Raw genomic sequence first — 13,854 nt, 5'->3', positions numbered from 1 at the left:
GTTAAAATTATAATTAAATCCTGATTAATATGCATGTGCGAATATACTTACTTGGCTCATCTTATCGCCATGCAAGATTTCGCCGGAGGAAATGTCGTGAATATTCTCGATCGTGGTGCCAATGCTGTCGCGGTTCTTGCCGCGCTTTCTAAATCGCAGGCCATGATCGAGTTCGATCTATCCGGCAAGATATTGACAGCGAACGAAAATTTCTGCCGAGCCCTCGGCTACGACCTTGCCGAAATTATTGGTAAGCAGCACACTATGTTCGTCGATCCGGAATATGCGCGGTCGGCAGACTACAAAGCATTCTGGTCAAAGCTTGCGGCTGGACGATTCGACCAACAGCAATACAAACGCATCGGTAAAGGCGGCAAGGAAGTCTGGATCGAAGCGTCCTATAACCCGGTGATCCGTCGCGGTAAAGCCGTTAAGGTGATCAAGATTGCCACGGACATAACGGCGCAGAGGCTGAAGGCGGCCGAGGATGCCGGCAAGATGGAGGCGCTGTCGCGCGCCCAAGCGATTATTGAGTTCACCCCTACCGGCGAAATCGTGACCGCCAATGAAAACTTCCTTTCTACCCTCGGCTACTCGCTCTCTGAAATTCAAGGCAAGCACCATTCCCTGTTTTGCGATCCTTCCTACACTTCATCAACCGCCTATCGCGAGTTCTGGAAGAAACTTTCTGGAGGTGAGCTGGCGGCGGACGAATTCATGCGGGTCGGCAAGGGCGGTCGCAAGATTCATATACAAGCTTCCTACAACCCGATTTTCGACATGAACGGAAAAGTCTTCAAGGTGGTGAAGTTCGCGACCGACGTGACCGGTCGCGTCGAAAATGTCGACACGCTCGCCGGATGTCTCACCAACCTCGCAAACGGCGACCTGTCGCAGAAGATAGAGAACCCGTTCATCCCGTCGCTGGAACGGCTCCGGTCAGATTTCAATGCCGCAACCACGAAGCTCAAGCACGCAATGGCTACGGTTGCCGACAATGCCCGTGCGATTGCGTCGGGTTCAAGCGAGATTCGGACCGCGGCTGACGAGTTGGCAAAGCGGACCGAGCAGCAGGCCGCTTCAGTTGAGGAGACGGCCGCTGCGCTCGAGGAGATCACGACGACGGTGACGGACTCGAGTCGCCGTGCAGAAGAAGCCGGGAAGCTCGTCGGACATACTCGGGAACATGCCGAGCATTCCGGCCAGGTCGTGCGTGACGCCATCAGTGCCATGGATCAGATTGAAACCTCGTCACGCGAGATTTCCAATATAATCGGCGTCATCGACGAGATCGCCTTCCAGACGAACTTGCTTGCCCTCAATGCCGGGGTCGAAGCCGCGCGGGCAGGGGACGCCGGCAAGGGTTTCGCGGTGGTTGCGCAAGAGGTGCGTGAACTCGCGCAGCGCTCAGCTAAGGCCGCCAAAGAGATCAAGACCTTGATAACGGCATCAGGCGGACACGTGCAAAATGGGGTGTCGCTTGTCACAAAGGCCGGCTCCGCCTTGCAGGAGATCGCAACTCAGGTCCACGATATCAACTCGAATGTCGTGGCCATCGTTGAAGCCTCACGAGAACAATCGATTGCCCTTGGCGAGATCAATCAGGCGATCAATACGGTCGATCAGGGCACGCAACAAAACGCCGCCATGGTCGAGGAACAGACAGCCGCAAGTCATGGGCTTGCGCAGGAGGCGACGGCACTGTTCGAACTCCTTGAACAGTTCAAATTCCAAGATACGCCCCGTATTGTAGGATCTTCCCGCGGCGTTTCGACACCCTCCGTGGCTTCCACCACTCCCCGTGCCACGAGAATAGCGACCTCGCCGGTGGCGATGCGAGGCTTGGCGGCGTTGGCGACCAAAGAGGCGAGCTGGGAGGAGTTTTAATGATCCATGCCGACATGCCAGCTCGCTCGGCTCTTGCGATGACCAGCGGAAGGGTTCCCCGAAATCCACATCGCGTGAAGGATCACGGCGAGCTTTCGGGCGACAGCCAGCTTAGCTTTTCGATAGCCGCCACGCCGGGCGATGCGTAATCCCCAGCTCTTCAAAGGGGAGAACTGTGGAATATGTGTCAGCAGCGCATTGGCTGCCTCATAAAGGCTGCGTCGAAGAAGTCATCGCCCCGTTTCGACACCCGCCCGGATCTCATCTTCTCACCGGATGCGTAGATGCGAGGTGTCAGCCCAAGATAAGCACCGGCGCTGGATGATCGTTTGAAGCGTGTCGGGTCATCAATGGTTGCAGCGAAGCCGAGCGCAGTGATAGCGCCGAGACCAGAACCGGCATCAGCCGTCTGACGACATTGTTTTGCCGAGCTAGAGCATTTTGTCTGAAACCGGAGTCGTGGGGATTGAACGAAGCCGCTTGCGCGGCATATTTGGCGGCTGATTGCCAATATCGCTGCTGTTTTGAAGGATTGGATGTTTGCCCAACTTTCAAAGTAGGAGATGACGATGATGGAGATGATCCCGCTGCGGCGGCGGATGATAGAAGACATGACGATCCGCAATCTGTCGCCGGCGACGCAACGATCGTATTTGCATGCGGTAGCGAAGTTCTCGCGTTATTTCGGGCGATCGCCAGACCGTCTTGGACTGGAAGACGTGCGCGCGTTTCAGGTGCATCTGGTGTCAATTGCCTATCGTGGCCGGCCTTGAACCAGACGGTTTGTGCTCTCCGCTTCTTCTTCGGCGTCACACTTGGGCATAATGAGATACCGGAGCGCATTGCCTATGCCCGGACACCGGCCAAGCTGCCGCCGATTTTGAATAGCGACGAGATCGTACGCTTTCTCGAAGCGATACCAAGCCAGAAGACGAGAACGGCGCTGACGACGGCTTATGTGGCGGGCTGCGTGCCTCGGAGACCGTCAGTCTCAAAGTCGGCAATATTCGACAGTGAACGCGGTGTCATCAGCGTCGAGCATGGCATGGGCGGCAAGGACCGAACCGTGATGCTCTCGGCACAGTTGTTGGCTATCTTGCGGGTGTATTGGAAACTGACGCGACCGCAGTTCTGGCTGTTTCCGGGGCGCGACGAGACCAAGCCCATTGATGTCCAGGTTTTGCACTCGGCTTACCGTTCGGCGTGCACTGCCGCCGGCATCGACAAACGGGTGACGGTGCATACGCTTCGCCACAGCTTTGCCACCCATCTTCTGGAAAGCGGAACTGAGATCCGCATCATCCAGGTTCTCCTCGGCCACAACAATCTTTCCACCACGGCGCGCTACACGAAGGTTTCCAATACCCTGATCCGCAGCACGACCAGTCCGCTCGACCGGCTGCGGCTTGAGGTGGTGCCATCAGGCTGAGGACGTCTTGCCATGGTGGCGGGACTGGAGGTGGCGGACATCTTTCGCCGCCACGGGGAAGGCTATCGTCAGTCCCACGACGCTCATCTCGGGCGCGTCGAGCGCCGGGTGATGAGCGCGGTGGAGATGTGCCGGACTTCTCGGTTGGGCGGGCATGTCCAGCAGGGCCAGGATTGCGACACGCTCCGCATTGCCTATAACTCTTGCCGCAACCGGCATTGCCCAAAGTGTCAAGGACAAGCGAGCCGTGACTGGCTTGCCGCGCGGCAGGCTGACTTGCTGCCGGTCGGCTATTTGGCCCCAGTACATTATTGGGACCCGGATATACGGTAGGCGATTTTCGGCTCAGGACGGTGCCAACCTAATCGGCAGGAATCCTTCTTGGTCGACCTCCAGGGCGTCAGACCACACATAATCGCCGGTAATATTGATATGATCCCATCCCAATGGCGACAGTTTTGAGATGATCTTCTCATCGAACGGCCTGCCTTGTCGGCGCGAAGCCTCCGTGATCCGTCCGAGATAGCGGCAATTGAAGAGAACGATGGCGGCCGTGACGAGATTGAGGGCCGCAGCCCGGCTCGTCTGATTTTCATGGCTACGGTCCCGAAAGCGCCCCAGGCGATGGAAGGCGACGGCGCGGGCAAGGGTGTTTCGTGCTTCGCCCTTGTTGAGTTCTGCGGTGACGAGTTGCCGGAGAGCGGGATCCTCAAACCACCGTAAGGTGAAGAGGGTGCGCTCGATGCGCCCTATTTCGCGCAAGGCGGCGGCCAGACTGTTTTGCTGCCGGTAGGCGGATAGCTTCTTCAGGATAAGGGAAGGCGTGACCACCTTGTCGGCGAGTGCCCGGATTACCTTGCCGATATCGTCGGCATGCCCCAGGATCAGGTTGGCGTCGAGACGGTGTCCGAACAGCGGTGCCAGACGACCATATCTTGTTTTCGGTTCGAAGGCATAGAGTTTGCGGTCCGACAGGCGCGGAATTCGGGGCTCGAAGAGCGGCCCAGCAGTGCTGCGATGGCAAAGACGATATCGGAAACGCCGCCACCATCGACATGCAACGCCCCGATGTCGACACTGCTTTCGTGGCCGAGAATGCCGTCCAATGCATGGATGGCTTCACCAGCGGTGCCAGCGATGACCTTCTGATGAAGCGGCGCATAGCGATCGGTGATCGTGGTGTAGATTTTCACGATCGGATCACGGCCATAGTGTCCATTGATTGCGCCGCCAGCTTCGCCCGGACCACCGAGATAATAGGCCTGTCCATCGGCGGAAGCACGCCAGCCTTCGCCAAACCAGACCGATAGCGGCTCGGCATGAATTGCGTCGGTCATGCTCGCCAACGCGGCGCGGAAGGTGTCCTCACGCATGTGCCATGTCTGCATACGTAGCAAGGCACGCCGGGTCACCGTACCGCACATCTCATCCATTCGTGACAGGCCGAGATTGGTCGCTTCAGCGATCAATGCAGCCATGAAGGCGCGCTGATCCACGGGCGGCAATCCGGTGGAGACATGGGAGAAATGCTCGGTGAAGTCGGTCCAGTGGTTGACCTGATCGAGCAGATCGGTAATCCGCACCCGCGGCATCATGGCGTATAACCTCGCCGTGACGGCACGTGTTTGTTCCTGCTCGTTTTCGCCTCTTGGCTCCTTGGGGAAGCGGAGCTTTCCATCAGCGAATATCGCTGCATCCTTGCCAGATAGGTGACATTCGGTGTTCAGAAGAGCTGCATCGAGCGCAGCCATGCGGTCTGCAAGATAATCTTCGGCATTGAAAGCGCGAACCAGAGCGACCGGTTGCGCCGGATTTGCCGGTGAAGCGGGCGCGAGGAGCTTTTCGAGCGGGCGGTGAATTCGCGATGTCGCAACCCACACGCCGCCGCTCGCAAGTGCATTGGCCAGGATGAAGTAGGTGGCCAGTTCGTAATAGGAGCGGTCAATGGAATTGCCGGTGAAGACATACCGGGACCAGCGCCGCTCAAGATGGCCGAGCGGAACGTCGGCAGGTAGCGGTTTACGACGGTCACCACCAATCCCGCCCAACACCGCGATTGCGGCAAGAAGCGGCTGCACGGCGCGACCGCCTTCAAACGCAAAGCTGCTCAGGAACCGGGCGCCGATTTTCTTGAACACGTGGTATTCGGGTGCAAGCTCGCCAAGCACGTCCGGTCTTCCTGGGCGAAGTGTTCGCCGGATGATAGCCGCATCATCTGCGATGGTTTCCAAGGGCGCGATCGCAGTGACGGCGGCCGTGACATCGGCTTCGGCTCGCACGGCAGTCACCACAGCTTCAAGCACCTCGGCGATCCGAAGAAGCCGGACACGCCCCTGTTCCGCAGATGCGGCGATCGTTTCTTCAAGCCGCTTTCTGGCGCGCAGGTTGGCACGCCCAACGAGCGACTGGAACATCGACAACGCTGCATCGGTCAACGTAATCGCCAACTCGCTCAAGGTCGCTATCATGATCGCATGTCGGCGTGGTGCGTTCATCTGCTGGAACGCTTGCGCCGTATAGAGGCTTCCTTCTCTCGCCATTTGAGCCATGCGGTGATTGAGGTGGAGAGGCAAGCGTGCCGGTACATCGCCGACGATGCTGCGGACAAGGTCGAGCCTGTCGAGAATCTCGGCCAGCGATCGTGCGCCTACTCCCCCAGCCGGCGCACGCAGCCACGACAAGCGACTTTGCTGGCGATGAACCTTGGCCGATAAAAGCACGTCCATCTGATCGCATTGTGGTGAAGATAGAAGCGCGCCGATCTCGGCAATCGCCGCGAAATCAGCAGAATGCATCGCCGTGGCGGCCAAACGTTCGACGACGCTGATACCAGGGATGATGATCCTTCCAGCTCGCATCCGTTCGATCAGCCGATCGAGAAGCACCCGGCCATCGGTCAAACCGACAGCTTCGTTTTGAGCCCAGGCGGCAAGTTCGTCCCGCAATGGTCGGTTCAAATCGCGGAAGCCGTGGCGCTGCTTGATTGTGGTCAACTGTTCGTATCGCGTTTGCGCCGCGGCGGGCAAACAGCGCGATGACATCAGCGTCGGCCTGAACCTGATCGGCAATATGATCGAGCATGATACCTGGCAGCAGCTCGCCGCGGCTGAGATATCGGCCAGGGAACCGCAGGCAGCAGAGTTGGAGCGCATAGCTCAGCCGGGTCTCCGGCGTCCGGCATTGATTGACGGCGGCAAGATCATCTGGGACGAGCATATGGTAACGCAAGACCTCGGCTTCCGTCTCCGGCAATATCAGCAGTGCATCCCTCTGTTTTCTGGTCATGGAAATTCGCGGCGGCATTGAATATCCTTTCAAAAATCGCTTGCCTTACGAGGCTATATTGAAACAGGATTGTGAAAGGAATTTCGCCTTGCTTCGTCAGTGTAGCCAGAGCGCTTGCACAAACGACCGTTTATGAAAGGACCTCGATGCTGATCGGCTACGCCCGGGTGAGCAAGGGAGACGAGCAATCGAACAGGGCGCAGGCGCGCGCGCTCTCTGAAGCTGGCTGCAAGCGCGTGTTCGAAGAAAAGGCGTCCGGCGGGCGTTGGGACCGGCCCGAATTGCACCGTATGCTCGATCAACTGCGCGATGGCGACACCGTCGTTGTCTGGAAGCTGGATCGCCTGTCACGATCGCTGAAGGATGTCCTTCACCTGATGGACAGGATCACCAGTGCAGGCGCCGGTTTCCGGTCGCTCACGGAAGCGATCGACACAACCACGGCCGCCGGTCGGATGATGATGCAGATGGTGGGATCCTTCGCGGAGTTCGAGCGCGCCATGATCCGGGAACGGACCACGACGGGTCTGGCCCACGCTCGGACTGAAGGCAGGATCGGGGGGCGCCGCAAGAAACTTGACCCGAAGAAACGCCGGGAAATCGCCGAAAGTGTCTTGTCAGGCCGCAAAAGCGGAACCGAAATGGCGAGACTATACGATGTCAGCGAACCAACCGTCTCACGCATCGTCGCCGAACACCGTCAGAACCTGGAGACCATCCATGCCGACCAGCCATGACCTCAAGGGTCTGATGAAGTTTCTAGCCCGCGATGAATGGCGCGAGTGCTTCGAGGAGGTGTTTGAGGATCATTTCGGACCGGTCCTTGATGCAGGTGACATGGAATTCGAGGATATTGCCGAAATCCTCGGCGACAACTGGGCCATGACGCTGTGGGGTTGCGTCTTCGAGGACTTTCTGACCCAGGACTTCGAGGTCGAAGGCGGCAACATTATCGATGAATACCTCAAGCGTCGCGGCTGGAAGGAGAACGCCCAGGCGAAAGCCTATATGAAGGCGCTGCGCACCTCCATCATGAGCTTGTATGAGGTCAGCGAGGTCGTTCCGGGCAAGTCGCTCATGGCGCGTGACGTTATTCGCGGTGGCGAGCCGCTTGCCGTCAGCGAGGGAACGGCCACGAAAACCCTCAAGCAGTGGGACAGGATCGCCGCCCGCATCGTGCCCGTCATGGGCAGAAACGTCTTTGCCGGTGGCCTTTTGCCGTTCACGCCACAGGCCACCGACGCGCTGTTTGATGGCCTGCGCCAGATGTTCGGCAAAAAGAATGCGAAGAAGCTACCGGTCATCAGGGATGAAGACCTGCGGGCGGCAACTTCCATGTTCACCCTTTCATGGCTGTTCGTCACGCTTGAGCAAACGATGGACATGCCGCCGCTCCAGAATGCCGACGGGGACGATCTCGTATTCCACGATATCAGGTTTCCGCTAGCATCCGGCACAACCCAGAAGGACATTACTGCTCGGGTGAACACTATTCCCGGCATGTCGCAGGAGAACGCAAAATTCTGGAACTGGCTGGAGGGTAAGCCGAAAAGCAAAGCCAAGAAGAACACCGGGGTTTCTCTCGACACCACCATGGAAAACGGTTTGCGTGTGCTGGGAAATGTCGAGCTGAAGGGGCGTTTCCTGCATTTGGCCGCCAATTCGGCCGCGCGCGCAGACAAAGGAATGGTCCTGATCCAGCAGACCCTTGGTGATCTCGTGCGCCCGCCACTCACTGAAATCCGCACCGTGGAGCAGATGATGGCTGAACGTCCTGCCCAAGATCAGAAGGAAGCCGCTTCCGATATCCCGCCCGAAATCGCTGAGCAGATCGTCCATCAGTTCATGGACCGCCAATATCGTGAAACCCTCGACCAGCCGGTCGGCATGCTCGGCAACAAGACGCCACGTCAGGCGGCAAAATCAGCAGCCGGCCGCCAGAAGGTCGCCGAATGGCTCAAATATCTCGAAAATCAATCCGCAAAACAGCCGAACGCCGCGGACCCCATGGCCACATACAGTTTCGAGTGGATGTGGCACGAACTCGACGTCAGCGATCTGCGCCAGTAACCGCTACCGTAGTTCTGTGTCCCAATAATGTACTGAGGCCATAATGAGCGTGCCGCTCCGTTCCATCAAATCGACATTGAAGGACCGCTCGAGTTCCCCGAGAATTTCCTGCGAACGCCTGACCAGCGGCACATAGGCAGATCCTTCGCCCACGGCATTGCGGGTTACCCGGGCACGTCCGTGGCTCGATCCAAACGGATGCGGCGGCAAGTAGCGATCGATGCCAACGACCTTGGCGCCCAGCTTGGCCAGCTGGTAAAGCGTCGCTGTGCCCAAGGCGCCCAAGCCTATAACGGCGAAGTCGATCGAATGGGTATCCATTTGTGGGTCGCTTCTCCGGCAGTTGAATATTGGCTCGGGACTGTCACGGCGTCAGGCGGATTTCCGCATGAAATACAGGCCGGTCAGCTCATCGGTGAACCCCCACTTCTGATAGAAGGGCACCATCTCAGCCAGGCAGTAAAGTTCCCGGTGTTTGATGTTCGCCAGTGCGGGATCGTTCATAACCGTTTCCATGAGAAGCCCGCCCAAGCCCGTGTTGCGCCAAGTGCTCTTTACGATGATGTCGAAGATCATCGCCTTGTAGACGCCGTCCGTCATTGCGCGAGCGAACGCAACGAGCTCGTCGCCGTCAGGATCAATGAAGGCGAAGACCGGACCACCGGAGGCCAAGGCTTTTACGACGTCGGTCTTTGTCCGGCCCTTGGTCCACCATTCTGCCTGAAATAATTCCACCAGCTGGTCGACCTGATGGTCATTCAAGGACCGATGCAGCCGCAGTCGGCTTTTATCGAGCGTGATCTTGTTCATGTGCGCCTCTGGGATATGTGCGTTGATGCTCAGTTGCCGGCAAGGGTTTGCAGTTCGAGAAGCCTGTGTTCCGAAATGGGAATGCCAAGGAGAGTTGACTGGCGGCGGTTCTCGTAGCGTCTTGCTCCGGGCAGCCTCTCTTGGCCGACCTCCATGAGGCGATCGCAAAGACCCGAAACCCGCCCGGCAAAGTCGTTGTTGCCGCCACGCTCCGGGTCAATAACGATCAACAGCTGCCCCGCTTTCGGTGTCTGCGCACCGACACAATCACCAAAGTCGTTTTCGAACGACAGCTGTCCGCCGGTCAGCGCGCCTGCCATCAGCTCGACCATCATCGCAATAGACGAGCCCTTAGAGCCACCGAATGTGTTGAGTGCGCCGCCGGCCAGCACCGCGTGTGGATCGGTGGATGGGGTTCCGTTACGATCGACGCCCGTTCCTTCCGGCAGACTTCGGTTCGCCAGTGCGTGTAGCCTGACCTCGCCGTTGGCCATCACGCTCGTCGCCTGATCAACGACGAGGGGATCCGCACCAGCGACCGGCGTTGCGAAAGCGATCGGGTTGGTGCCGTATACCGGCGCGCGACCGCCATGGGGGACGACATTCGCCAGACCGTTGACGAAGGTGATCGCCATCAGGCCTCTGCGTGCGAAAGGCTCGACATCCGGCCACAGCGCGCTGAAATGATGAGAATTGCGGGTCGCCACAATAGCAATGCCAGTCGCCTTTACGGCCGCATCGATTGCGTCTGCTGCGACGGCGAGTGCGGGCTGGGCAAATCCGTTGTGAGCATCGATGCGAATGAACGACGGGCTGATCATGGAGATTTCGGGGTCTGCTTTTCCATCAACCCAACCGGTGTCGAGCGATGCGAGGTAACCCGGAATACGAAAGATGCCATGGCTGATCGCGCCATCGCGCTCGCAGCCGGCACAGTTTGCCGCAAGGATATCGGCGACGAACTGGGATGTTCCATGGTTCAAAAAAATCTGAACGAGAAAGGATCTCAGTGCGTAGAATTTGACGCGGACGTGCTGTTGTTCATGAGTCATAGGAATGGCTGCCAATAGGAGGAGGGGTATCGGGCGACGACAGAGCGTGCGCACCCCCGCCGCCGCGCGGGGTCGAGAGAAACTTCCGGAGACAATTTTCGAGAAGCCGGGAGATATTGTTGTCGTAGCCGTTGTGGGAAAGGCTGCCGCAAAAGGTGATCGAACCGACCGAGAACAGGCCGCCGCCGTTCTCATCGAGGCCGTAGACGATATTCGAGCGCATGCCGCCATAGGGGCGCGGGCCGCCGTCGATAACGCCGGGGGTCAGCAGTTCCTCATAGGTGGTCTCGAACGACGGCCCATGCCCCTCGGACGCTGCGACCACGGTTACGAATTCCGGCGTTCCAAGTTCCGCGCAGGCCTGGTCGATCTCGAATCCTGCAGCGCCGCCTCCGGATAGGCCGAAGTCGCCTAGCCTCTCATCAACGGGAATGCCCTCAAAGAGGAAAGCCAGCTCTCCGGCAAACGACTCTTCCGTACGGACATAGTACGTCCCTTCGAAATTGCCTTCAGCGGTAAAGCCGACGCCAGCAACTGTCTGGGGAGGGATGCCGTTTCGTCGCCACAACCCTCCATATTCGCCATCGAGCTGGTTATAGTATTCACCGGGCTTGCTGGCCCAGACGCGCATGCCGCCTTCGGCGCGTCGGAGCTCGAGAATGTGGGGCAAGGTCTGGTCGCGGCCGATCTTCCAGTAGAAGCCGTTTCCCCCAAGATACATCAGCCGTCCGCCGGCTTGCCGGTAGGCGAGGATGGCCTCGATGGTGCGGCGGGTATGATATTCAGGATGCGTTCCAGTCAGAACCACATCGTAGGGTGAGAGGGCATCGACCCCTTCACGATCCAGATCCTCGTCGGTTAGCACGTCGAATGCAAAACCCTTGTTGGTCAGCCAGTCGGTCAGGTGAGAGTCAGAGGGGAAGCCGCGCATGCCCGAGCCGTGCGGGTCGTGGTAGACAAGGTATCCAGGGCGCATCGTCATGATCGGACGCAGCCGCGAAGATATCGTCACGCCAGTTCCGTCCGGATGGCGGTTGTAGGTGGAGTAGCCGAAGGTGCCGACGACATCCGGATTATGGGGATAGGCGCCCCAGTCCTTTACGCGCGCTTCGAGCGGGCCTGCAAAGTTTCCGCGGGCGTGATTGGCGTAGGCCATGTAGGTGAAGGTCGGCGCCAGGAAGACGATTTTCTGTCGTGGCATGCCGTGACCCGGCAGCACGTAGAACGGGATGGTATCGGTCGCGATGTCATTCTCGACCACCAGACCATAGACGCCAGAAGGCACGCCGTCGGGCACGGCGAGCGCGATCGTCGTCTCCCATGCGCAGTCGCTCAGATCGTCTGAATGGAAGGTGATTGCCGCGTATTCTTCCGGTGCGACTTTCCAGTCCATGTGTCGCCCGGTCCACGCGGACGAGCGGACGGCGCGCATCGGCAGGTTGATCAATTGAAGCCCGCGAGATGGGTCGATATCGTCGCTCACCCATTCGCTGTTGCCGCTATCGGTGAAAGTCCATTGGGCGATGATCGTGCGGCCGGTTTCTAAAGCCTCTGGCGAAGCCACGGAGAGACGTGGCGCCTCGATCGTACCGTTGAAGCAATCCTTGGGATGTCCGTTCCACAATGCCGCAAGGCAGATATGGTCGACATCGCGCAATGCTTCGCCCAAGCCTGCGATTAACCTGGACTCGCCGACCTTTGACGTCTCCACGGTTGATGCGCGCACGATCACGCCATTATCCGAAAAACAGACCTCCAGATTGCTCCACACATTCAGCTTGAGGGAAAGATCCAGGCTTTGCGATTGCGCCGGTGACCGCAGATTTTTAAGGAAGAGTCGCCCGCCATTGATAATCAAGGCGACACCTGTCGTGCCGGCAATATCTTGCAAGGAAAAGATCGTCTGATCGGTGGCACTGACAAAGCCTGGGCGGACTGTCAGTTCGACCGTCAGGTCTTGCGTGACCGGGATGGTTGGCAGCGACCCGAATGCGCAGGATCCTAGATGGGTCTTCTGCTCTCTGGCCGGATAGACCGCCGACAAGCCGAATTCCACCTGTTCGCTTTTCAATCCGGGGCCGAGTGGGTTCGGATCGCAGCAATCCAACCTGACAACCTTCGCGGTTATCGCGCGATCGCCAAGCGATGAGATTTTGAAGTCCAGCCGTTCACCCGGCCTGGCGCTGAGCGGGGTGACGTAGCCAATTACCCTTGGCGGTCTGTATTCCTGGATAGACATGTTTCACCGAGTGAGAGGGCGTTTTGTTGGGCCGGTGGACATTCGTCGAGCGGCACACTAAATAGAATATCGTATACGGTATCTGTTTGTGTCAACCCGGATTCATCTTGACGACGACGGGGCGCGTATTGGGGAAGAAGTCCTAACATTGCGATCTAATATCGAATACGTTATTCGATCACTCCCACATCGACTGCAGACTCGGAGATTTCCATTTGCCCCTTAACCCCGCCGATCTGCCATCGCTTGGAACCGCCCCCACGGCATCCGACATCATTGCCAAGCATATCCGGGAAGCGATCGTCAGTGGCGAGTTTGACGAGGGCGAGCCGATCCGCCAGGACGACGTCGCAAAACTGTTCGATGTCAGTAAGATCCCCGTGCGTGAGGCTTTGAAGAGGCTTGAGGCTGAGGGGCTTGTCGAGTTTCAGAAGAACCGCGGCGCGGTGGTGACAAGCGTTTCCGAGCCGGAAATCGCGCAGATCTTCGAAGTTCGCGCCATGCTGGAGTCAAACGCCATCAGACTCTCCGTTCCCAGAATGACGGCACGTACGTTCCAAAGGGCCGAGGAATATTGCGACGCATTCGCCCGGGAAACGAATGTCGCGAGGTGGGCAGAATTGAACTGGCAGTTCCATTCATGCCTCTACGAGGACGCCGAGCGGTCGTTCCTTCTCAACCTCATCCGTTCGGTCAATGATCGTATCGAGCGCTATCTCCGCATTCAGCTGACGCTGTCTGGAGGAACGGGTGTCGACGACAGGGAGCATCGCGAGATCCTCGCCGCATGTCGGGCGGGCGACGCTGAGAAGGCCGCTGAGCTGCTGACGCGGCATATTACCAAAGCTTGCGAGTCCCTTCTCGCAAACATCCGGAAATAACCAGACTCCACTGTGCCGCTGGACGTCCACGTGTGACCTGCGCTCGCAAGATCGCGGGTGCGACTCGGTGCGCCATTCGGTTGACTGACGGCTCGGAACGCCGCTGCACAAAAATGGTGCTTGTATGAAAAAGCGCCGTTCTTCCATTTTTGCGGTTGACCATTATCGTTTATCGTATACGATATCTAAAAATTGCCACCT

The 13,854-nt window shown here is 58.4% G+C and carries 12 protein-coding genes and 3 pseudogenes; 8 read left to right on the top strand and 7 right to left on the bottom strand.

The annotated features are described in order from the left end of the window. Positions 1 to 96: 96 nt before the first annotated feature. Both HGO38_RS23445 and HGO38_RS23440 read left to right on the top strand, forming a co-directional pair. Positions 97 to 1,887, top strand: a complete 1,791-nt coding sequence (locus HGO38_RS23445) for a methyl-accepting chemotaxis protein (RefSeq protein ID WP_250958239.1) — start codon at positions 97 to 99, stop codon at positions 1,885 to 1,887. Beyond that, positions 1,887 to 2,036 carry a hypothetical protein gene (locus HGO38_RS23440; RefSeq protein WP_250958238.1) on the top strand — a complete coding sequence of 50 codons (150 nt, stop codon included), beginning with the start codon at positions 1,887 to 1,889 and terminating at the stop codon, positions 2,034 to 2,036. The genes HGO38_RS23445 and HGO38_RS23440 overlap by 1 nt, the downstream gene beginning before the upstream one ends. Before the next feature lie 38 nt (positions 2,037 to 2,074). Here the strand turns inward: HGO38_RS23440 and HGO38_RS31060 are convergent, their stop codons facing one another. Further along, entirely contained in the window at positions 2,075 to 2,500 is a 426-nt protein-coding gene (locus HGO38_RS31060; RefSeq protein ID WP_284739529.1) for a transposase, read from the bottom strand. Between HGO38_RS31060 and HGO38_RS31275 the strand changes: the two genes are divergently transcribed. The 3 genes and pseudogenes from HGO38_RS31275 to HGO38_RS23425 all read left to right on the top strand — a co-directional run. Further along, entirely contained in the window at positions 2,457 to 2,660 is a 204-nt protein-coding gene (locus HGO38_RS31275) for a phage integrase N-terminal SAM-like domain-containing protein (protein ID WP_250958237.1), read from the top strand. The genes HGO38_RS31060 and HGO38_RS31275 overlap by 44 nt on opposite strands. Further along, positions 2,657 to 3,316: a tyrosine-type recombinase/integrase gene (locus HGO38_RS31055; RefSeq protein WP_502941623.1), complete on the top strand. Its 660-nt coding sequence runs from the start codon at positions 2,657 to 2,659 to the stop codon at positions 3,314 to 3,316. The genes HGO38_RS31275 and HGO38_RS31055 overlap by 4 nt, the downstream gene beginning before the upstream one ends. A 12-nt stretch (positions 3,317 to 3,328) precedes the next feature. Beyond that, a pseudogene (locus HGO38_RS23425) lies at positions 3,329 to 3,610 on the top strand (transposase zinc-binding domain-containing protein); the annotation flags it as partial. Between the two features lie 51 nt (positions 3,611 to 3,661). Here HGO38_RS23425 and HGO38_RS23420 read toward each other — a convergent pair. Continuing rightward, positions 3,662 to 6,357, bottom strand: a pseudogene (locus HGO38_RS23420) (Tn3 family transposase). Between the two features lie 37 nt (positions 6,358 to 6,394). Continuing rightward, positions 6,395 to 6,601: pseudogene (locus tag HGO38_RS23415) on the bottom strand (DUF4158 domain-containing protein); the annotation flags it as partial. A gap of 146 nt (positions 6,602 to 6,747) precedes the next feature. Between HGO38_RS23415 and HGO38_RS23410 the strand changes: the two are divergent. After that, the gene (locus HGO38_RS23410; RefSeq protein ID WP_250958236.1) at positions 6,748 to 7,338 is read left to right on the top strand and encodes a recombinase family protein; all 591 of its coding nucleotides are present in this window, start codon (positions 6,748 to 6,750) and stop codon (positions 7,336 to 7,338) included. Further along, positions 7,322 to 8,671 (top strand): DUF7986 domain-containing protein, encoded by a 1,350-nt coding sequence (locus tag HGO38_RS23405; protein WP_250958235.1) that lies wholly within the window; start codon positions 7,322 to 7,324, stop codon positions 8,669 to 8,671. Before HGO38_RS23410 ends, HGO38_RS23405 begins: the two co-directional genes overlap by 17 nt. A 3-nt stretch (positions 8,672 to 8,674) precedes the next feature. Here HGO38_RS23405 and HGO38_RS23400 read toward each other — a convergent pair whose 3' ends face one another. Genes HGO38_RS23400 through HGO38_RS23385 form a run of 4 tightly spaced genes read right to left on the bottom strand, consistent with a single transcriptional unit; the run spans position 8,675 to position 12,772 of the window. Further along, positions 8,675 to 8,992 carry an FAD-dependent oxidoreductase gene (locus HGO38_RS23400; RefSeq protein WP_352230507.1) on the bottom strand — a complete coding sequence of 106 codons (318 nt, stop codon included), beginning with the start codon at positions 8,990 to 8,992 and terminating at the stop codon, positions 8,675 to 8,677. 51 nt (positions 8,993 to 9,043) lie between these two features. Next, the gene (locus HGO38_RS23395) at positions 9,044 to 9,481 is read right to left on the bottom strand and encodes a GNAT family N-acetyltransferase (protein WP_250958234.1); all 438 of its coding nucleotides are present in this window, start codon (positions 9,479 to 9,481) and stop codon (positions 9,044 to 9,046) included. A gap of 29 nt (positions 9,482 to 9,510) precedes the next feature. Next, positions 9,511 to 10,533, bottom strand: coding sequence for an Ldh family oxidoreductase (locus HGO38_RS23390; protein ID WP_250958233.1), 1,023 nt, complete (start codon positions 10,531 to 10,533; stop codon positions 9,511 to 9,513). Beyond that, positions 10,523 to 12,772 carry a N,N-dimethylformamidase beta subunit family domain-containing protein gene (locus HGO38_RS23385; protein ID WP_250958232.1) on the bottom strand — a complete coding sequence of 750 codons (2,250 nt, stop codon included), beginning with the start codon at positions 12,770 to 12,772 and terminating at the stop codon, positions 10,523 to 10,525. Before HGO38_RS23385 ends, HGO38_RS23390 begins: the two co-directional genes overlap by 11 nt. Before the next feature lie 215 nt (positions 12,773 to 12,987). Between HGO38_RS23385 and HGO38_RS23380 the strand changes: the two genes are divergently transcribed. Next, positions 12,988 to 13,653: a GntR family transcriptional regulator gene (locus tag HGO38_RS23380; protein ID WP_250958231.1), complete on the top strand. Its 666-nt coding sequence runs from the start codon at positions 12,988 to 12,990 to the stop codon at positions 13,651 to 13,653. The last annotated feature ends 201 nt before the right edge of the window (positions 13,654 to 13,854 follow it).

The organism is Rhizobium sp. CG5 (genome assembly GCF_023701945.1).
In the GTDB taxonomy this organism is placed as follows: domain Bacteria; phylum Pseudomonadota; class Alphaproteobacteria; order Rhizobiales; family Rhizobiaceae; genus Allorhizobium.
This window is presented reverse-complemented; position numbering and strand designations above follow the sequence as displayed.

Excerpts from the sequence above, each read along its gene's own strand:
- HGO38_RS23440 (WP_250958238.1), top strand. The coding sequence starts at position 1,887 with ATGATCCATGCCGACATGCCAGCTCGCTCGGCTCTTGCGATGACCAGC.
- HGO38_RS31275 (WP_250958237.1), top strand. The coding sequence starts at position 2,457 with ATGATGGAGATGATCCCGCTGCGGCGGCGGATGATAGAAGACATGACG.
- HGO38_RS31060 (WP_284739529.1), bottom strand. The coding sequence starts at position 2,500 with ATGTCTTCTATCATCCGCCGCCGCAGCGGGATCATCTCCATCATCGTC.
- HGO38_RS23410 (WP_250958236.1), top strand. The coding sequence starts at position 6,748 with ATGCTGATCGGCTACGCCCGGGTGAGCAAGGGAGACGAGCAATCGAAC.
- HGO38_RS23405 (WP_250958235.1), top strand. The coding sequence starts at position 7,322 with ATGCCGACCAGCCATGACCTCAAGGGTCTGATGAAGTTTCTAGCCCGC.
- HGO38_RS23400 (WP_352230507.1), bottom strand. The coding sequence starts at position 8,992 with ATGGATACCCATTCGATCGACTTCGCCGTTATAGGCTTGGGCGCCTTG.
- HGO38_RS23395 (WP_250958234.1), bottom strand. The coding sequence starts at position 9,481 with ATGAACAAGATCACGCTCGATAAAAGCCGACTGCGGCTGCATCGGTCC.
- HGO38_RS23390 (WP_250958233.1), bottom strand. The coding sequence starts at position 10,533 with ATGACTCATGAACAACAGCACGTCCGCGTCAAATTCTACGCACTGAGA.
- HGO38_RS23385 (WP_250958232.1), bottom strand. The coding sequence starts at position 12,772 with ATGTCTATCCAGGAATACAGACCGCCAAGGGTAATTGGCTACGTCACC.